This is a genomic window from Serratia sp. GW822-FHT06D09, assembly GCF_058799515.1.
In genome coordinates this window covers 257,673-277,529 of sequence record NZ_JBXALO010000006.1, presented here as the reverse complement: position 1 = coordinate 277,529, position 19,857 = coordinate 257,673, and the positions used below count along the sequence as shown (strand labels likewise).

The following is a 19,857-nucleotide window of genomic DNA, read 5'->3' as shown; positions in this document are numbered from 1 at the left end:
CCGATACTGTTTGAGGAAAATGCTGTGACTGCAAATAACAAAGTTCGCAATGTCGATGTACGCGCGCCACGCGGCACAAAATTAAATGCAAAAAGCTGGCTGACCGAAGCGCCGTTGCGCATGCTGATGAACAACCTCGATCCGGAAGTGGCGGAAAACCCGCATGAGCTGGTGGTGTACGGCGGTATTGGCCGCGCCGCGCGTGACTGGGACTGCTACGACAAAATTGTCGCCACCCTGAAAACGTTGGAAGAAGACGAAACGCTGCTGGTTCAGTCCGGCAAACCGGTCGGGGTATTCAAAACCCACAGCAACGCGCCACGCGTACTGATTGCCAACTCTAACCTGGTGCCACATTGGGCCACCTGGGAACACTTTAACGAACTGGACGCCAAAGGCCTGGCCATGTACGGCCAAATGACCGCCGGCAGCTGGATCTATATCGGTAGCCAGGGCATCGTCCAGGGCACCTACGAGACCTTCGTGGAAGCGGGTCGCCAGCATTACGACGGCAGCCTGCAGGGCCGCTGGGTGCTGACCGCCGGTCTGGGCGGTATGGGCGGCGCGCAACCGCTGGCCGCTACGCTGGCAGGCGCCTGTTCACTGAACATCGAATGCCAACAAAGCCGTATCGATTTCCGTCTGAAGACCCGTTATGTCGATGAACAAGCGACAGATCTGGACGACGCGCTGGCTCGCATCAAGAAATACACCGCCGAAGGCAAAGCCATCTCCATCGCCCTGTGCGGCAATGCGGCAGACATTCTGCCAGAACTGGTGCGCCGCGGCGTGCGCCCGGACATGGTCACCGACCAGACCAGCGCTCACGATCCGCTGAACGGCTATCTGCCAAAAGGCTGGAGCTGGGAAGAGTACCGCGAACGTGCACAGACCGAACCTGCGCAGGTGGTGACCGCCGCCAAGCAGTCGATGGCTGAACACGTCGAAGCCATGCTGGCGTTCCAGAAAATGGGCGTACCGACCTTCGACTACGGCAACAACATTCGTCAGATGGCGAAAGAAATGGGCGTCAACAACGCCTTCGATTTCCCAGGCTTCGTGCCTGCCTATATCCGTCCGCTGTTCTGTCGCGGTATCGGCCCGTTCCGCTGGGCTGCACTGTCCGGCGATCCGCAAGACATCTACAAAACCGACGCCATGGTTAAAGAGCTGATCCCGGATGACGAGCATCTGCATCGCTGGCTGGATATGGCGCGCGAACGCATCAGCTTCCAGGGCCTGCCGGCACGTATCTGTTGGGTCGGTCTGGGCCAGCGCGCCAAGCTGGGCCTGGCTTTCAACGAAATGGTACGCAGTGGCGAACTGTCCGCACCGATCGTGATCGGCCGTGACCATCTGGACTCCGGCTCGGTCGCCAGCCCGAACCGCGAAACCGAATCTATGCAGGACGGTTCGGACGCCGTTTCCGACTGGCCGCTGCTTAACGCCCTGCTCAATACCGCCAGCGGGGCGACCTGGGTTTCCCTGCACCACGGCGGTGGCGTCGGCATGGGCTTCTCGCAGCATTCCGGTATGGTTATCGTTTGTGACGGCACCGACGAAGCCGCCGAACGTATCGCCCGCGTGTTGCATAATGACCCTGCCACTGGCGTGATGCGTCATGCCGATGCCGGTTACGACATTGCGATTGAATGCGCCCGTGAGCAAGGTTTGAACCTGCCGATGGTGGCCGCGACTCAAGGAGACAAAGCATGAAAGCGCTGACTATCCGCCCAGGCCAACTGACTCTGGCTCAACTACGCGACGTTTATCAATACCCGGTGACCCTGACGTTGGACGACAATGCCTACGCCGCTATCCAGCAGAGCGTGGCCTGCGTTGAACGCATTGTCGAAGAAAACCGCACCACCTACGGCATCAATACCGGTTTCGGCCTGCTGGCGTCTACCCGCATTGCACCTGAAGACCTGGAAAATCTGCAACGTTCGATCGTGTTGTCACATGCTGCTGGCGTTGGCGCGCCGACCGACGACAACCTGGTTCGCCTGATTATGGTGTTGAAGATCAACAGCCTGTCGCGCGGTTTCTCCGGCATCCGTCTGGAAGTGATCCAGGCGCTGATGGCCTTGGTCAACGCCGAAGTCTATCCGCATATCCCGCTGAAGGGCTCCGTGGGCGCCTCCGGCGATTTGGCTCCGCTGGCACACATGAGTCTGGTGCTGCTGGGCGAAGGCAAGGCCCGCTATCAAGGCGAATGGCTGCCTGCCACCGAGGCACTGGCCAAAGCAGGCCTGAAGCCGCTCACGCTGGCGGCCAAAGAAGGCCTGGCGCTGCTGAACGGCACCCAGGTTTCCGCCGCCTTCGCGCTGCGCGGCCTGTTTGACGCAGAAGACCTGTACGCCGCAGCCACGGTCACCGGCAGCCTGACGGTGGAAGCCGCTCTGGGTTCTCGCAGCCCGTTTGACGCACGTATTCACGCCGTACGCGGCCAACGTGGCCAGATCGACGCCGCCGCCGCTTACCGCCATCTGCTGGGCGAACGCAGCGAAGTGTCCGACTCGCATCGCAACTGCGAAAAGGTACAAGATCCCTACTCCCTGCGCTGCCAACCGCAGGTGATGGGTGCCTGCCTGACGCAGATCCGCCAGGCCAGCGAAGTGCTGGAGGTCGAAGCCAATGCGGTATCCGACAACCCATTGGTATTCGCAGAACAGGGCGATGTGCTGTCCGGCGGCAACTTCCACGCCGAACCGGTCGCGATGGCTGCCGACAATCTGGCGCTGGCATTTGCCGAAATCGGCTCGCTGTCCGAACGTCGTATCTCGCTGATGATGGATAAACACATGTCGCAACTGCCGCCATTCCTGGTGGACAACGGCGGCGTGAACTCCGGCTTTATGATTGCCCAGGTTACCGCCGCGGCACTGACCAGCGAAAACAAAGCGCTGGCGCATCCGGCCAGTGTCGACAGCATCCCGACCTCCGCCAACCAGGAAGACCATGTTTCCATGGCACCGGCTGCAGGACGCCGCCTGTGGGAAATGGCGGATAACGTGCGCGGTATTCTGGCCGTCGAATGGCTGGCGGCCTGCCAGGGATTGGATTTGCGCAAGGGCCTGAAAACCACCGAAAGTCTGGAGCAGGCACGCCGCGTGCTGCGCGAGCAAGTCAGTTACTATGACAAGGATCGTTTCTTCGCCCCCGACATTGAAGCTGCCAGCCTGCTGTTGGCAACCGGTCATCTGACCTCGCTGATGCCTGCGGCATTGCTGCCTAGCCAGGCATAAATAAAACCTACCACGCAGTTTGTTCTGTCCCACCGGGTGCGTTCCACCCGGTGCGGATAGCGCGTGCCTGTTCTGCCGTAAAAACTCGACGGGAAGCAACATGCATAACGAAACAAAACAACTCAGACGCGGACTAAACGCGCGGCATATCCGCTTTATGGCGCTCGGCTCGGCCATCGGCACCGGTCTGTTCTACGGCTCCGCCGGAGCCATCCAGTTGGCCGGTCCTGCGGTGCTGCTGGCTTATCTGGTCGGCGGCGCGGCGGTCTTTATGGTGATGCGCGCGCTGGGTGAAATGGCGGTGCATCAGCCGGTCTCCGGCTCCTTCGGTCATTATGCCAGCCATTACCTTGGCCCCTTGGCCGGTTTCCTCACCGGCTGGACCTATACCTTCGAAATGGTGATTGTTGCCCTGGCTGACGTCACCGCCTTCGGCATCTATATGGGGCTGTGGTTCCCGGACGTTGCCCAATGGGTGTGGGTACTCAGCATCATCATGTTCATCGGCGCGCTCAACCTGTGCAGCGTGAAAGTGTTCGGCGAAATGGAGTTCTGGCTGTCGTTGATCAAGGTGGCGGCAATCGTCGCGATGATCATCGGCGGCGCGGCGGTGATGCTGTTTGGCTTCGGTCAGACTCAGCATGCCACCGGCCTCAGCAACCTGTGGCAGCACGGTGGCTTTATGCCTAACGGCATCGGCGGCGTGGTTGCCTCGCTGGCGGTGGTGATGTTTGCCTTCGGCGGCATTGAGATCATCGGCATTACCGCCAGCGAGGCGAAAGACCCCGCGAAGGTGTTGCCGAAAGCGATCAATGCGGTACCGATTCGCATTCTGCTGTTCTACGTGCTGACGCTGCTGGTGCTGATGGCGATCTATCCCTGGAACAGCATCGGCCAAAACGGCAGCCCGTTTGTTGAGATCTTCAGCAATCTGGGGATCAGTTCCGCCGCCAACGTGCTGAATGTGGTGGTGATCACCGCCGCCATTTCCGCCATCAACAGCGATATCTTCGGTGCCGGCCGCATGATGTACGGCATGGCGCAGGAAGGTCAGGCACCCAAAAGCTTCACTCGCCTGACCGGTAACGGCGTGCCCTGGATGACGGTGCTGGTGATGTCCATTGCCCTGCTGTTGGGGGTGGTGCTCAATTACCTGATCCCAAAACAGGTGTTTATGATCATCGCCTCCATCGCCACCTTCGCCACCGTTTGGGTTTGGCTGATGATCCTGCTGTCACAAATTGCCATGCGCCGCACGCTGACGCCGCAAGAGGTCAGCAAGCTGAGCTTCCCGGTTCCCTGGTGGCCGATCGCACCGGCACTGGCGACGATATTTATGCTGTTCGTCATCGGCCTGCTCGGTTACTTCGAAGACAGCCGCATTGCCCTGTACGTGGGGTTGGTGTGGGTAGCCTTCCTTACCCTGGCTTACTGGTTGTGGGTACGTAAAAAAGGCGGGGGTTCACCCGTCACGTCCTCACCACAGTATTAGTCTCACGAGCCCGCCGTTCCCGGGCTCTTCGTCATTAACGTGGAGTATCAACATGCAAACACGACACAAATTATGGATACCGCTGATCGCGCTCGGGCTGATGACAGGCAGCCTCTCCGCACGCGCAGCAGGCTGGTGCGAATCCGGCAAACCGGTCAAGTTCGCCGGACTGAACTGGGAAAGCGGCATGCTGCTGACCGACGTGATGCAATACGTACTGCAAAAGGGTTACGACTGCAAAACCGACACCCTGCCGGGCAACTCCATCACCATGGAGCAGGCGGTCGGCACCAACGACATTCAGATTTTCGCCGAAGAGTGGATCGGCCGCAGTGAGGTCTGGAACAAGGCCGAGAAAGCGGGTAAAGCGGTCAGCGTCGGCGCCCCCATTGTCGGCGCAGTTGAAGGCTGGTACGTGCCACGTTATGTGATTGAAGGCGATGCCAAGCGTAAGTTGAAACCGCTGGCGCCGGATCTGAAAAGCATCCCGGATCTCGCCAAATACGTGCAGGTGTTTCGCGATCAGGAAGAGCCGGACAAAGGCCGCTTTTACAACTGCCCCGCCGGCTGGACCTGCGAACTGGACAACAGCGCGATCCTGAAAAAATTCAAGTTGGACGACAAATTCACCAACTTCCGCCCAGGCACCGGCCCGGCGCTGGATACCGCTATTCTTTCCAGCTACCGTCGCGGCGAACCTATCCTCTTCTACTATTGGTCCCCTACCCCGATCATGGGCCAGCTCGATCTGGTGAAACTGGAAGAACCGGGCGTGGACAAGAATATCCACATCAAGGTCGGCATTTCCAGCGTGTTTAACCAGCAGGCGCCTGAGCTGGTGCAGGTGTTGTCAAAAGTGAATCTGCCGCTCAGTCTGATTAATCAGAATCTGGCGCGCATGAGCAAGGAACACATCAGCTCCCAGAAGCTGGCGCTGGAGTTCTTCAAGCAGCACCCGGATATCTGGAAACAGTGGGTCAGCGAAGACGCAGCGAAAAAAATTGAGGCTTCCTTGTAAGCGCTTTGGCATTCCGTGAACACCCACCCGTAATCGGATAGGTTTCGGGCCAGACAGGGGAAAATTTATGTTTCCAGAACGCTTTACCTTTTCCATCGCCGATTGGATCAACCGCTGGGTCGACGTGTTGGTCACCAACTATGGCGATATGTTCCGCAAGATCTCCGACACCTTGCTGTGGGCGGTGATCCACCTCGAAAGCCTGCTGCGCGCCACCCCATGGTGGGTGATGCTGGCCGTGGTCGGGCTACTGGCCTGGCACGCCACCCGCCGTTGGCTGCCAACCCTGGTGATCGTCGGCCTGTTGCTGCTGGTCGGTACCGCCGGGATGTGGGACAAATTGATGCAAACCCTGGCGCTGGTGCTGGTCGCCACGCTGCTGGCGGTGATTATCGGCATTCCGCAAGGCATATTGGCGGCGCGTAGCGATCGCGTACGGGCGGTAATGATGCCGCTGATGGACGTGATGCAAACCATGCCGAGCTTCGTCTACCTGATCCCGGTATTGATGCTGTTCGGCCTGGGCAAGGTGCCGGCCATTCTGGCGACGGTGATCTATGCCACGCCACCGCTGATCCGCCTGACCGATTTGGGCATCCGCCAGGTGGACAAGGAAGTGATGGAGTCCGTCACCGCCTTTGGCGCCAACCGCTGGCAGAAGTTGTTCGGCGTCCAGTTGCCGCTGGCGCTGCCGAGCATCATGGCCGGTATCAACCAGACCACCATGATGTCGTTGTCGATGGTAGTGGTCGCGTCAATGATCGGCGCTCGTGGGCTGGGGGAAGACGTGTTGGTGGGCATTCAGACGCTGAACGTCGGGCTGGGACTGGAAGCCGGGCTGGCGATCGTCATTCTGGCCGTGGTCATTGATCGCATCACTCAGGCTTACGGCCACACCGCCGTTGCGAGGTAACCCCGATGAACAAAATAGAAATCAAAAACGTCTACAAGATCTTCGGCCATAAAACGGCGGCGGCGCTGGCACTGAGCCAACAAGGAAAAACCAAGCAGGAAGTGCAGGCCGCGACGGACTGCGTGATCGGCGTGCACGATCTGTCGATGTCGATCGAAGCCGGTGAGATCTTCGTGATCATGGGCCTGTCCGGATCGGGAAAATCCACCTTGGTACGCCACTTCAACCGTCTGATCGATCCCACCAGCGGCCAGATCCTGGTAGACGGTGAAGATATCCTGCGCTACGACGAAAAGCAGCTTGAGCACTTCCGTCGCCACAAGATCAGCATGGTGTTTCAGAGCTTTGGCCTGCTGCCGCACAAAACGGTGCTGGACAACGTGGGCTACGGCCTGAAAGTGCGGGGGGAGAATAAAGATGTGTATCAGGAGCGTTCGCTGCACTGGATCAACACCGTAGGGCTGAAGGGCTATGAGAAATCCTATCCGCATCAACTCTCCGGCGGCATGCGCCAACGCGTCGGGCTGGCGCGTGCGCTGGCCACCGATACCGACATCATTTTGCTGGACGAAGCCTTCAGCGCACTGGATCCGTTGATTCGCGCCGAGATGCAGGATCAACTGCTGGCGCTGCAAAAAGAGCTGCACAAAACGCTGGTGTTTATCACCCACGATCTCGATGAGGCGGTTCGCATCGGCAACCGGATCGCGATCCTCAAGGACGGCAAACTGATCCAGGTCGGCACGCCGCAGGACATTCTTAACAACCCGGCCGACGAATACGTTAACCGCTTCGTGCAACGCCGTCTGGCGCTGGATGAAAATGTGCAAAAGCCCCGCCCGATGAGGGTGGCCCATGCTTGAGGAAACCCAAATGCACTATCCTTCGTCAGTAGAGATCGACCGCCAGCCGCTGCGCTGGCAGGACGTGGTGGCGGTGGCGCGCCATAGGGTGCCGCTCAGCCTGTCTGACGCGGCCTGGGCACGTATTGAGAACACGCAGGCTATCGTTCAGCAAATCGTCACCAGTGAACAACGCGCCTACGGCGTCAATACCGGCCTGGGCGCGCTCTGTAACCAGGCGCTGCACGGCGAACAGTTGGCACAGCTATCGCGCAATACCCTGATGAGCCACGCCTGTGGGGTAGGTACACCGCTGAGCGACGAACAGACCCGCGCCATTATTTGCTGCGCTATCGTGAACTACAGCCACGGTAAATCCGGCATCCACCAGTCGGTGGTTGAGGCGCTGCTGGCGCTGCTTAACCACGGCGTCACGCCTCAGGTGCCGTCGCAGGGATCGGTCGGCTATCTGACCCATATGGCGCACGTCGGCGTTGCCCTGCTCGGGCTCGGCGAGGTCAGCTATCGCGGGCAAATCGTCCCCGCCGCTCAGGCGCTGGCGGAAGAAGGCATAACGCTGCCACCGCTCGGGGCCAAAGATGGCCTGTGTCTGGTCAATGGTACACCCTGCATGACCGGATTGAGCTGCCTGGCGCTGGCCGACGCCTGGCGACTGGCGCGTTGGGCAGACGTGCTGGGTGCCATGAGCTTTGAAGCCCTGCGTGGACAAATTGCCGCCTTCGACGAGGAAATACTGGCGTTAAAACCGCACCCAGGCATGCAACGGGTGGGTGCCAATCTGCGGGCGCTACTGCACGGCAGCGAGGTGATTGCCGCCAGCAAAGGTATTCGCACTCAGGATGCGCTGAGCATCCGCTCGATTCCACAGGTGCACGGTGCCTGCCGCGATCAGATGGCTCATGCCGAACGACAGATTGAAACCGAGCTGAACGGCACTACCGATAACCCGCTGCTGCTTGGCACACCGGATAATTTCCGCGTCATGTCACAGGCCAATCCGCACGGCGAATCGGTCGCGATGGCCGCCGATGTGCTGGCGATCGCTATCGCCGAACTCGGCGGTATTGCGGAACGGCGCATCGATCGTCTGATTAACCCGCTGGTCAGCGGTTTGCCGCCATTTTTGGTCAGTGAGCCGGGCGTCAACTCCGGCATGATGATCGCTCAATACGTGGCGGCATCGCTGTGCGCAGAGAACCGTCAGCTGGCCCAGCCTTGCGTAGTGGATAACTATGTCACTTCGGCGCTGCAGGAAGATCACCTCAGTCTGGGAACCGGTGCGGCATTGCGGCTGCATAAGCTGTTGGCCAACGTTAACCAGATCCTGGCGATTGAATATCTGTTGGCGGCGCAGGCCTTCGAGTTTTTGCAACCGCAACGCGTCGGCGAAGGTACCGGGCGCGCCTGGCGACTGCTGCGTCAAAGGGTAGAACCTTACCATCAGGATCGCTGGCTGGCGCCCGACATTGCCAGCAGCGCCGCGCTATTGCAGGACGAACAGGCGCTGGCGGAGATTGCCCCTGCGCTAGGTTAACGCTTGCCCCTTCCCACTGGGCGGGGGCATCAAGGCTAGCTTTGCGCCAAGGCCTGGCGGATATCGGCCTGCAGGTCGCCAAGATCTTCCAGGCCGGCGGACAAGCGTATCAGCCCGTCGCTGATATGGTGACGCTGCCGCTCTTCGGGGCTGTAGGCCGAGTGGGTCATGCTGGCGGGATGCTGCGCCAGCGATTCGCAATCCCCCAGGCTGACCGCGCGCAAGATCAAACGCAGCGCATTGAGGAAGCGAATGCCCGCCGCCATACCGCCTTTGAGTTCAAACGCCAGCATGCCGCCTGGCCGCGCCATTTGCCGCTGCGCCAACTCATACTGGGGAAAATCCTCCAGCCCGGGATAATAGACACGTTCTACCGCCGAATGCTGAGCCAGCATTTCCGCCAAACGCTGGGCGTTGTCGCAATGGCGTTCCATACGCAACGGCAGGGTTTTCAAACCGCGCAGCAGCAATGCGGCATCCTGGGCAGACAGCACCGCACCGTTCATGTCTTTCAGCCCAACTAAACGGATGTCCTGCGCCAAATCCTGGCGCGTCACCACCAGTCCGGCCAACAGATCGCCATGCCCCCCGATGTATTTGGTTGCGGAGTGCACCACTATATCGGCCCCCTGTTCCAGCGGCCGTTGCAGATACGGGGTGCAATAGGTGTTATCCACCAGTAACAGCGCCTGTTGGCGGTGAGCAATTTCGGCGACTGCGGCAATATCGACCAAACGCATATTCGGGTTGGCCGGCGTTTCGCAATACACCATGCGGGTCCGGGGGCCGATCGCCGCCGCCAGACGCTCCGGGCGGGTCAGGTCGACGTGAGTTATTTTCACGCCGTAGCGCGCCAATCCGTGATGAAAGTAACTGAAGGTGCAGCCGTAAATCGTCTCGTCAACGATCAGCTCGTCGCCCGGATTGAGCAGTGTCCAGCAGCAGGCGGTAATCGCGCCCATACCGGAGGAAAACGCCACCGCAGCTTCGCCCCCCTCCAGATTGGCTATCCGCTGTTCCAGCAGGTTGAGGGTCGGGTTGGCGATGCGTGAATAAAAATACCCCGGCTCAGTGCCTTCAAAGCAGGCACCGCCATATTCCGCCGTCGGGAACGTAAAGGTCGAGCTCATAAACACCGGGGGACAGAGCGCTCCCAGATACTGCTGAGGATCGTAACCGTGATGGATCGCGCGTGTTGCAAAGGCTTGCCTGAAAATGGCAGACATGACAACTCCTTACCTGAGTGAGTGAAAACAATGATGCTTAGTTCGTTCAAACGTCCGTGGGCAGTGCGCTGCTGCGCATACGCTGGCCAACGATTTGCAAAGTACGCAGCACCAGCATCAAGCCCAGTAAGGTATCCGGCTGCCGCAACAAGGCGTACAGCGCACGAAAATTGACGGGTGAGGGATCCAACTGCAACTCGGTATGCGCCATTTTCAGCGCCATTCCGCCTTCCCATCCCGCAGCCACCAGGCCTTCAAAGGCGCCGGAGAGTTTTTCCACCAGCGCGTTATCGGCGATATCCACCAGATCAGACAGCAGCGACAGCAGATCGACCACGTTATCGAGCCGACCACCGGCCAGCAGCGGCTGTAGCTTCTCCAGCAAAGCCGCCAGGGGTTCATGTTCAGATGCGTTCATAGGCCCTCCGTTAAATCAGCCCGCGTACCGTCGCCCAGTAGAGTCCGCGATTAAAACCGTTGCGCAGCATGCCGCCGACTTTGGTTGAAGGCGTCGGCAGCACATCGTTGCGGTAGTCGTAAACCAGCGGCATCCCGGCCTGCAGCCCCATTTGAGCAATGGCCTGCACCTTGCCGTCGTAGTGGCTAACGGTCTGGCCCAGCCTCAGTTCCGCCACGATATTGTCGGCAATCACCGGCGCCTGATTGTGGCAGGAGCCACCGGCCTTGCTGACCGGCAAATCCACCGTATCGCCGATAACATAGACCCCTTGTTGGCCATAGACCTGCAGCGTCTGATGGTCGGTCGGCAACCAGCCTTCACCTTTATGCCCCTCACTCAACCCCGTGTTCCGCACCGCTTCTACCGCACGAATTGGCGGAGTCGCCATCAAAATATCGAACGGCTGTTGCTCACCTTCGGCGGAATAAGCGATTTTCTGCTGCTCATCCACCCGGCTGAGAGTAAACCCGCGCTGATGGCGAATATCCCGCGCGGCGAAAATACCGGGCAAGGCCTCTGCGGTTGGACGCTGTAAAAACAGGCAGTTACGCAGCAACTGCGAAACACTGGGGTAGGTATAAACAATTTCAACCGCTTTACGCACTCCGCGTCGACGCAGGTAATCATCGAGCATCAGGGTGGTTTCAATCGGGGCAATACCGCACTGGTGCGGCACATTGGGCGTTTCGGGGAAGGAGACGGTGATAAAAATTCGGCCTTTTTCGATGCTCGACAGCTTTTGTGCCAGCTGGCGGGCGGCCTGATATTGGTAAAAATGATCGCCTGCCCGCGCCAACCCTTCGATACGCTCCGGCCAGGGCACGCAGCCGGTGGCAAACACCAGAAAATCATACGGGTACTGTTTGCCACTGCGGGTATGGATCACTCGCTGAGTTAAATCAAAGCGCTCCGCTTTATCGACCATAAACTGAATTTCCGGACGCAGCAGGCTTTGCTGTAAGCGGGTTAATTCCTGTTTGAAAAAAGCGTTAAAGGCAACGTACATAAAAGCGGGTTTATAATAATGAATCGGAGAATCCGAAATCATCAATAACTCAACTTTATTATTCAATATTTCCCGATGTAATTTCGTGGCCAGTAAATTGGCCAATATGGTCCCTCCGGTACCCCCACCGACTATCACAATCCTGTTTCGCATCAAGCCCTCACCCAGCCGAGTCGCGGCTCGGCAATTTTTAGGGAAACGAATGGAGGCAGGAATACAGGCTTAATTCTTCTGCCTTACTGGCAGTCTAGTAACGAAAAAATATAAAGCAATAGAAAAGAGAATATATAAAATAGGAATTTTATTATTATAATTAATACATCAAGTTAAAAAACAGATAATACGATATTAGTTCAATAATAATAAATAACTCACTATCACTTATGTAAATAACCAGTGATAAAAAAACCCGCCGGAGCGGGTTTCATTTAGCAACGAACCAAACCGTTATTACTGACCTTTAACTTCTTTCAGGCCATTGAACGGAGCGCGTGCACCCAGCGCTTCTTCGATACGGATCAGTTGGTTGTATTTAGCAACGCGGTCAGAACGGCTCATAGAACCGGTTTTGATCTGGCCAGCCGCAGTACCCACAGCCAGGTCGGCGATGGTTGCGTCTTCGGTTTCACCTGAACGGTGAGAGATCACCGCGGTGTAGCCTGCGTCTTTCGCCATCTTGATAGCAGCCAGAGTTTCGGTCAGAGAACCGATCTGGTTGAATTTGATCAGGATGGAGTTAGCGATGCCTTTCTCGATGCCTTCTTTCAGGATCTTGGTGTTGGTAACGAACAGGTCGTCGCCCACCAGCTGGATTTTGTCGCCCAGCACTTTGGTCTGGTATGCGAAACCATCCCAGTCAGATTCGTCCAGGCCGTCTTCGATAGACACGATTGGATATTGTTTGGTCAGCTCTTCCAGGAAGTGAGTGAACTCTTCGGAAGTGAAGGCTTTGTTGCCTTCGCCAGCCAGGACGTATTTACCGTCTTTGTAGAACTCGGAAGCCGCACAGTCCATCGCCAGGGTCACGTCTTTGCCCAGCTCGTAGCCTGCTGCTTTTACCGCTTCAGCGATAACAGCCAGCGCTTCGGCGTTGGAACCCAGGTTTGGTGCGTAGCCGCCTTCGTCACCTACAGCGGTATTCAGGCCTTTGGCCTTCAGCACTTTCGCCAGGTGATGGAAAACTTCAGAACCGATGCGAACGGCTTCTTTCAGGGTTTTCGCGCCAACCGGCTGAATCATGAATTCCTGAATGTCGACGTTGTTGTCAGCGTGCTCGCCGCCGTTGATGATGTTCATCATAGGCAGTGGCATAGAGAATTTGCCTGGGGTGCCGTTCAGCTCAGCGATGTGCTCATACAGCGGCATACCTTTGGAAGCTGCAGCCGCTTTAGCCGCTGCCAGGGAAACCGCCAGAATGGCGTTAGCGCCGAACTGGGATTTGTTCTCAGTACCGTCCAGGTCGATCATGATCTTGTCGATGTTAGCCTGGTCTTTGGCATCTTTGCCCAATACTGCCTGAGCGATCGGGCCGTTTACTGCAGCAACGGCTTTCAGTACGCCTTTACCCAGGAAACGAGACTTGTCACCGTCACGCAGTTCCAGTGCTTCACGGGAACCGGTAGAAGCACCTGACGGCGCAGCAGCCAGACCTACGAAACCGCCTTCCAGATGCACTTCGGCTTCAACAGTCGGGTTACCGCGGGAGTCGATGATTTCACGACCGATGACTTTAACGATTTTGGACATTAGGTTTTCCTCAGTACAAGTTAAACTAAAACTCCAGACAAACAGCGCGCATACCCTTCATACTTGAGGCTACATCTGTGTTGGCTACGTTCATTCACCCGAATCACTGACTTATGTCAGCTCATCGGGACTCAGTCTCTTGCCGCCTTGATGTAACCCCAATTATTTGGGGTAAATATACTGCGCGCCGCCTACCAAATATTTTATTTCACCTGGCGCTTCTGATACTCACCAGCGGCCTTCACAAAGCCGGCGAACAACGGATGACCATCACGCGGCGTCGAAGTAAATTCCGGGTGGAACTGACAAGCTACAAACCACGGGTGATTCGGCAGTTCGATAATCTCAACCAGCTTGTTGTCTGCGGAACGGCCGGCAACCAACAGCCCGGCGGCTTCAATTTGCTTCAACAGCATGTTGTTAACTTCATAACGGTGACGATGACGTTCAACAATGGTCGGTTCGCCGTACATCTGACGCACCAGGCTATTGTCGGTCAGGTGACATTGCTGGCCACCGACACGCATCGTGCCACCCAAATCGCTTTCTTCGGTACGGACTTCGACGTTGCCGTCTTCGTCACGCCATTCGGTGATCAATGCCACCACCGGGTACTTACAGTCTGGCACAAACTCGGTTGAGTTGGCGTTCTCCATACCCACAACGTTGCGGGCGAACTCCATCAGCGCCACCTGCATACCCAGGCAGATGCCCAGATAAGGGATGTTGTTTTCACGCGCATAACGCGCGGTCATCACCTTGCCTTCTACGCCACGGTAGCCGAAGCCGCCTGGGATCAGGATCGCATCCAGACCTTTCAGCACTTCTACGCCGCGGGTTTCAACATCCTGCGAGTCGATCAGCTTGATGTTCACGGTCAGACGATTTTTCAGGCCGCCGTGTTTCAGCGCTTCAATCACCGACTTATAAGCATCCGGCAGTTCGACATATTTGCCGACCATACCGATAGTCACTTCGCCGCCCGGATTGGCTTCTTCGTAAATAACCTGCTCCCACTCGGCCAGGTTGGCTTCCGGCGCGTTGAGGCTGAATCGTTTACAAATATAATCATCAAGCCCCTGAGATTTCAATAGGCCTGGGATTTTATAAATAGAATCAACGTCTTTCAGGGAGATAACGGCTTTTTCCGGCACGTTACAGAAAAGTGCGATTTTCGCGCGTTCGTTAGCAGGAACTGTGCGATCGGAACGGCAAATCAGCACATCTGGCTGAATACCGATGGAAAGCAGTTCTTTTACGGAATGCTGAGTAGGTTTGGTTTTCACTTCACCGGCAGCGGCCATGTATGGCACCAGAGTCAAGTGCATGTACAGGGTGTGCTCGCGGCCCACTTCCACGGCCATCTGGCGGATGGCTTCCAGGAACGGCAGCGATTCGATATCGCCGACGGTACCGCCGATCTCAACCAACACCACGTCGTGGCCTTCGCCGCCTTCGAGGATGCGCTCTTTGATCGCATTGGTGATGTGCGGGATGACCTGTACGGTTGCGCCCAGATAATCGCCACGGCGTTCTTTACGCAGAACGTCGGAGTAAATGCGACCGGTGGTGAAGTTGTTGCGGCGCGACATTTTGGTGCGGATGTAGCGCTCGTAGTGACCCAAATCCAGATCGGTTTCTGCGCCGTCTTCGGTGACGAAAACTTCCCCATGCTGAATCGGGCTCATGGTGCCCGGATCCACGTTGATGTACGGGTCCAGTTTCATGATGGTAACGTTGAGGCCACGGGCTTCAAGAATAGCCGCCAGAGAGGCTGCGGCAATGCCTTTACCCAGAGAGGATACGACCCCGCCGGTCACAAAAATATAATTAGTTGTCATGCTGAACCTGAGAGTTTAGGTTTAAAGACGATGGAAGAACCAAGACGGGAAAGTAGTATACCCGAACCTCTCCAGACCTACAAACGATCGTTTTACTGTCCATCATCTCTGTCACCATCAAGGGTTCATCAGGGTTTACTCTATCGGCCTGCCAGAGCCTGTCTTTTTAAAACAATGAGTTAGCACAGAAAAATTTATTTTTCCGTCTTTTCGAGACAATAAAACGCCTTAGATTTCAGTTTGTTGGCGTTTTGCTGTCGGTAAGCCACGGTTCAGCAAACTATGGCCCTGAGCTTAACCGTTTCAGCTTGGGTGAACCTTGTCGCCGATCAACATTGTAGCGGCGGTTCAGCTTTCCTAAACCCGTTTAGCCAGGGTTCAAGGCACGTCGGGTTAACGACTGATGTAGAGCATGCGTGCAGGCATATCAACAATCACACGATGACCCCGCATAAAGCCCATCCCCAACAGACCATCAAAGCCCAGCACCTCAGATGTTGGGCCTTCGGTAACGATGGCCAAATCGTTGTGATGCTGGCCCCGGAGATCGGTCAACGTGAATCTGGTCACTCGGCAATCCAGGTTCGTGGCCTCAGGCTCAATGGAACGACAGCCGGAAAACAAGAGGCCAGCCGGCAAGCCCGCGGCAAACAAAAGAGAATGGCTGGCACCGGTATCAACAATCAGGCGCAACGGTTTATTGCCTACGAAGGCCGTCACGCTCAGTCCCTCATCGGTCTGTTCGAACGGATAAGAAGCCCATATTGCAATGTCTGAAGGCAGATGAGCCAACATTTGCAAGCGATCGTTTTCGAAGTCCATCAGCACTTTTCGATCGCGGAACAACCCGAGTCCCATCACTTCACTTACCGGCACCTCGTTTCCCAGGCTGAGTCCCCAGGGCTTAAAACTCACCGCTTCGACGTCGTTAAAAGGGATATTGCCAATAAACAGCCGACTAATCCGCCAGGCAGACACCTGATTTTCACCGCCAGAGAGATCTCTCAGTCGCCGAGGCGCCAACCGCACCACCTTAGGGCTCGGTTGCGCGACCAGACGCTCCAGATCGTGTTGATAAAGGTGTATCCCTTCTGCGCTGCCGGTATCCAGCATGAGTGTGTGTAACCGGTTATCGATCTGCACATCGACTAATGGCAGCCTGCGTTCATCATACCGCAGCCGCACAACATCGGCAGGAGGCGACGCCGTGCTGAAATCGGGAAAAAAACATGCTAAAAGAACCAGCCTCTTGATCATGACGCCACCTTCCTTTGTCTGCGTGGAACTTCCTTCATGTTCAACCGGGCGCCATTAACGCCGGCAACGCATCAGATTTCAGATTTCTTAACCTGCTGCCACGCCTCTTCCATCTGCTCCAGCGTTGCTTCGCCCATCTGCAGCCCACGCCGTTGGATAATCTCTTCTACCTGACGGAAACGGCGCTCGAACTTGCGGTTGGCTGCCTGCAACGCATTTTCTGCCTTATGGCCAAGATGGCGCGATAAATTCACCGTGGCGAACAGCAGATCGCCGATTTCCTCTTCCAGTTTCTGTTCGTCGACTACCGCCTGCTGCGCTTCATGCATCACTTCGTCAATCTCTTCGTACACCTTGTCCAGCACCGGGCCCAACGTATGCCAGTCAAAACCGACCGAAGCGCAGCGTTTCTGAATCTTGTGCGCCTTCATCAGCGCCGGCAGCGCCTGAGGAATGTCATCCAGCGCAGAATGCAGCGCTTTCTCTGCACGCTCACCGGCCTTCAACTGCTCCCAGCGGGCCGCAACGGCCTCGCTGTCGGCAGCCTCGGCTTCCCCGAAAATGTGCGGATGACGGCGTTCCAGCTTATCGCTGATGGCGTTACACACCTCGTCGAAGTCAAACAGCCCCTGCTCCTGGCCCATCTGGGCGTAGAACACCACCTGGAACAGCAGGTCCCCCAGTTCGTCACGCAGATCGCCGTAGTCCTGACGTTCGATAGCGTCCAGTACCTCGTAGGTTTCTTCCAGCGTGTAAGGGGCGATGGTGGCGAAGGTTTGTTTGCGGTCCCATGGGCAACCGACCTGCGGATCGCGCAGCGTTTTCATGATGTTCAGCAAGCGGTGCAGTGGAGAAGATTGGGTCATAAGAAAGTCTCTGACAAAAGAATCGGCGCCGGTCATTAATGTAGCGGCGCAGCGTGCTGCGCCCGGGTCAATCGGGGCGAATAGGTTCGCCCACTACGATAACTGAAGCCACGGAGCCTGGCCAACAATGATGTGGCCCGAAAGACGCAGGTGAGTTAGCTGCCGTGCAGGCGTTTGGCGTCTATCACGTCCGGCAGTTGATTGAGCTTGGCTAACACCCGGCCCAGTACCTGTTGGTTGTAGATTTCAATGTCCATATCGATGGTTGCCAGCTGTTTTTTGGTGTCGCTGCGGCTGGCGACGCCCAGCACGTTGACCTTTTCGTTGGCCAAAATGGTGGTGATGTCACGCAGCAGGCCGCTGCGATCGTTGGCCATCACGCGCACCACCAGCGAGTAACCGCTGGAATAGCTTTCGCCCCACACCGCATCCACGATACGTTCCGGCGCGTGCGATTGCAGATCCACCAGTTGGTCACAGTCCGCACGGTGAATGGAGATGCCGCGCCCCTGGGTGATAAAACCGATAATATCGTCGCCCGGGATCGGCTGGCAGCAACGGGCAATGTGGTGCATCAGGTTGCCTACCCCTTCCACCACCACCCGGCCGTTGTCCTTGCTGCGGGTTGCCGGCGGCGCTTTCTGCTGCACCAACTGCCGCAGCGCTTCGCGATCCTGCTCTTCGGCGCTCGGTTTGTTGAACTTGCCCTGCAGGAAATTCACCATCTGATTCAGGCGAATATCACCGCCGCCAATCGCCGCCAGTATTTCATCCAGCGAATTCATGTTGTAACGCGGGATCAGCAGCTTCTCGGCCTCTTTCAGGCTGATACCGAGGTGTTCCAGCTCGCTGTCCAGCATCTGGCGACCGGCAAGGATATTTTTATCGCGATCCTGCTTGCGGAACCAGTTGTGGATCTTGGAGCGTCCACGGCTGGTGGTGATATAACCGAGGTTCGGGTTCAGCCAGTCGCGGCTTGGGTTCGGCTGCTTCTGGGTGATGATTTCAATCTGGTCTCCCATCCGCAGCTGGTAGGTAAAGGGCACGATGCGGCCGCCAATTTTGGCACCGATGCAACGGTGGCCGACGTCGCTGTGAATATGGTAAGCGAAGTCGAGCGGCGTAGAGCCGGCCGGCAGATCCACCACGTCGCCTTTCGGGGTGAATACATAAACCCGATCGTCGAACACCTGGCTGCGAACCTCGTCGAGCATCTCGCCGGAGTCCGCCATCTCTTCCTGCCAGGCGATCAGTTTGCGCAGCCAGGCGATACGTTCCTCGTAGCCTGAGCGAACCGTCGCAACCGCACCCTCTTTGTATTTCCAGTGCGCGGCGACACCCAGTTCTGCATCTTCATGCATCTGCCGGGTGCGGATCTGAATTTCCAGCGTTTTCCCGCGCGGACCCAGTACTACGGTGTGGATCGACTGATAACCGTTGGGTTTCGGGTTGGCGACATAGTCGTCGAACTCATCCGGCAGATGGCGGAAGTGGGTATGCACAATCCCCAGCGCGGCATAGCAGTCCTGCAAGCGTTCGACCACCACGCGTACCGCGCGCACGTCAAACAGCTCGTCAAACGCCAACGCCTTCTTCTGCATCTTGCGCCAGATGCTGTAAATGTGTTTTGGACGGCCGTAGATGTCCGCCTTGACGCCTTCATCGACCATCGCATTACGCAGCGAGGCGACGAAATCGTCAATAAACTGTTCGCGATCGATGCGGCGTTCGTGCAGCAGCTTGGCGATGCGTTTGTACTCGTCCGGATGCAGGTAGCGGAAGCAGAAATCTTCCAGTTCCCATTTGAGCTGCCCGATACCCAGACGGTTAGCCAGCGGCGCATAGATATTCGAACACTCTTTTGCCGCCAGCACGCGCTCGTCTTCCGGCGCATCTTTCACTTCGCGCAGGTGAGCAATACGCTCCGCCAGCTTGATGACCACGCAGCGGAAATCCTCCACCATCGCCAACAGCATGCGGCGCACGTTGTCGACCTGTTCGGAGGCCATCGAATCGTTTTGAGTGGCTTTCAGTTGGCGGATGGCGTCCATATCGCGTACGCCATGCACCAGATAGGTGATGCCCTTGCCGAACTCTTCGGTCAGGGTTTCTTCCTGCACGATGCCGGCGTCCACCAGCGGGAACAGCAGCGCGGCGCGCATGCTGTCGTTATCCATGCTCAGAGTAGAGAGGATCTCGACCATTTCCAGCCCGCGCCACAGCAACAGCGGCGCATTAGGATGGTTCTGGGTCTGCTGCTCACAGTAACGCCAGGTTGCGGCTAATCGCTCACATGACTGCGGGTTAGGTAGCCCCAAGCTGGCAATCCACTCGTCGAGAGCAAATTCACCAGCCGTGTTCAGATGTGCACTTCTTACCGCAACCAT

The 19,857-nt window shown here is 57.2% G+C and carries 15 protein-coding genes; 7 read left to right on the top strand and 8 right to left on the bottom strand.

The window, feature by feature from the left end:
- Positions 1–24: 24 nt before the first annotated feature.
- The 7 genes from hutU (at position 25) to AC1RKG_RS16565 (ending at position 9,068) form a co-directional block, all read left to right on the top strand.
- Complete coding sequence (gene hutU / locus AC1RKG_RS16595; RefSeq protein WP_044554208.1) at positions 25–1,716, top strand: urocanate hydratase; 1,692 nt, start codon at positions 25–27, stop codon at positions 1,714–1,716.
- Positions 1,713–3,248, top strand: coding sequence for a histidine ammonia-lyase (gene hutH, locus AC1RKG_RS16590; protein WP_128864992.1), 1,536 nt, complete (start codon positions 1,713–1,715; stop codon positions 3,246–3,248). The genes hutU and hutH overlap by 4 nt, the downstream gene beginning before the upstream one ends.
- Positions 3,249–3,348: 100 nt before the next feature.
- Positions 3,349–4,740, top strand: coding sequence for an amino acid permease (locus AC1RKG_RS16585; protein WP_493183496.1), 1,392 nt, complete (start codon positions 3,349–3,351; stop codon positions 4,738–4,740).
- Between the two features lie 52 nt (positions 4,741–4,792).
- A complete protein-coding gene (locus AC1RKG_RS16580; RefSeq protein WP_493183495.1) occupies positions 4,793–5,758 on the top strand; it encodes an ABC transporter substrate-binding protein in 966 nt (321 codons plus the stop codon).
- A gap of 67 nt (positions 5,759–5,825) precedes the next feature.
- A complete protein-coding gene (locus tag AC1RKG_RS16575; protein WP_048762945.1) occupies positions 5,826–6,671 on the top strand; it encodes an ABC transporter permease in 846 nt (281 codons plus the stop codon).
- 5 nt (positions 6,672–6,676) lie between these two features.
- The gene (locus tag AC1RKG_RS16570) at positions 6,677–7,534 is read left to right on the top strand and encodes a quaternary amine ABC transporter ATP-binding protein (protein WP_493183494.1); all 858 of its coding nucleotides are present in this window, start codon (positions 6,677–6,679) and stop codon (positions 7,532–7,534) included.
- Between the two features lie 10 nt (positions 7,535–7,544).
- Positions 7,545–9,068, top strand: coding sequence for an HAL/PAL/TAL family ammonia-lyase (locus AC1RKG_RS16565; protein WP_493183508.1), 1,524 nt, complete (start codon positions 7,545–7,547; stop codon positions 9,066–9,068).
- 35 nt (positions 9,069–9,103) lie between these two features.
- On the opposite strand, the gene AC1RKG_RS16560 is transcribed toward AC1RKG_RS16565, so the two are convergent.
- The 8 genes from AC1RKG_RS16560 to relA all read right to left on the bottom strand — a co-directional run bounded on the left by AC1RKG_RS16560 (position 9,104) and on the right by relA (position 19,857).
- Positions 9,104–10,294 carry a methionine gamma-lyase gene (locus tag AC1RKG_RS16560; RefSeq protein WP_020825245.1) on the bottom strand — a complete coding sequence of 397 codons (1,191 nt, stop codon included), beginning with the start codon at positions 10,292–10,294 and terminating at the stop codon, positions 9,104–9,106.
- 46 nt (positions 10,295–10,340) lie between these two features.
- A complete protein-coding gene (locus tag AC1RKG_RS16555) occupies positions 10,341–10,712 on the bottom strand; it encodes a hypothetical protein (protein WP_128864994.1) in 372 nt (123 codons plus the stop codon).
- Between the two features lie 10 nt (positions 10,713–10,722).
- Entirely contained in the window at positions 10,723–11,913 is a 1,191-nt protein-coding gene (locus AC1RKG_RS16550) for an NAD(P)/FAD-dependent oxidoreductase (RefSeq protein WP_493183493.1), read from the bottom strand.
- A gap of 297 nt (positions 11,914–12,210) precedes the next feature.
- A complete protein-coding gene (gene eno / locus AC1RKG_RS16545; protein ID WP_020825242.1) occupies positions 12,211–13,506 on the bottom strand; it encodes a phosphopyruvate hydratase in 1,296 nt (431 codons plus the stop codon).
- Positions 13,507–13,709: 203 nt separating this feature from the next.
- Complete coding sequence (gene pyrG / locus AC1RKG_RS16540) at positions 13,710–15,347, bottom strand: glutamine hydrolyzing CTP synthase (RefSeq protein WP_020825241.1); 1,638 nt, start codon at positions 15,345–15,347, stop codon at positions 13,710–13,712.
- 393 nt (positions 15,348–15,740) lie between these two features.
- Complete coding sequence (locus tag AC1RKG_RS16535) at positions 15,741–16,604, bottom strand: hypothetical protein (RefSeq protein ID WP_493183492.1); 864 nt, start codon at positions 16,602–16,604, stop codon at positions 15,741–15,743.
- A gap of 71 nt (positions 16,605–16,675) precedes the next feature.
- Positions 16,676–17,470 carry a nucleoside triphosphate pyrophosphohydrolase gene (gene mazG / locus AC1RKG_RS16530; RefSeq protein ID WP_493183491.1) on the bottom strand — a complete coding sequence of 265 codons (795 nt, stop codon included), beginning with the start codon at positions 17,468–17,470 and terminating at the stop codon, positions 16,676–16,678.
- 155 nt (positions 17,471–17,625) lie between these two features.
- Entirely contained in the window at positions 17,626–19,857 is a 2,232-nt protein-coding gene (relA, locus tag AC1RKG_RS16525; protein WP_020825239.1) for a GTP diphosphokinase, read from the bottom strand.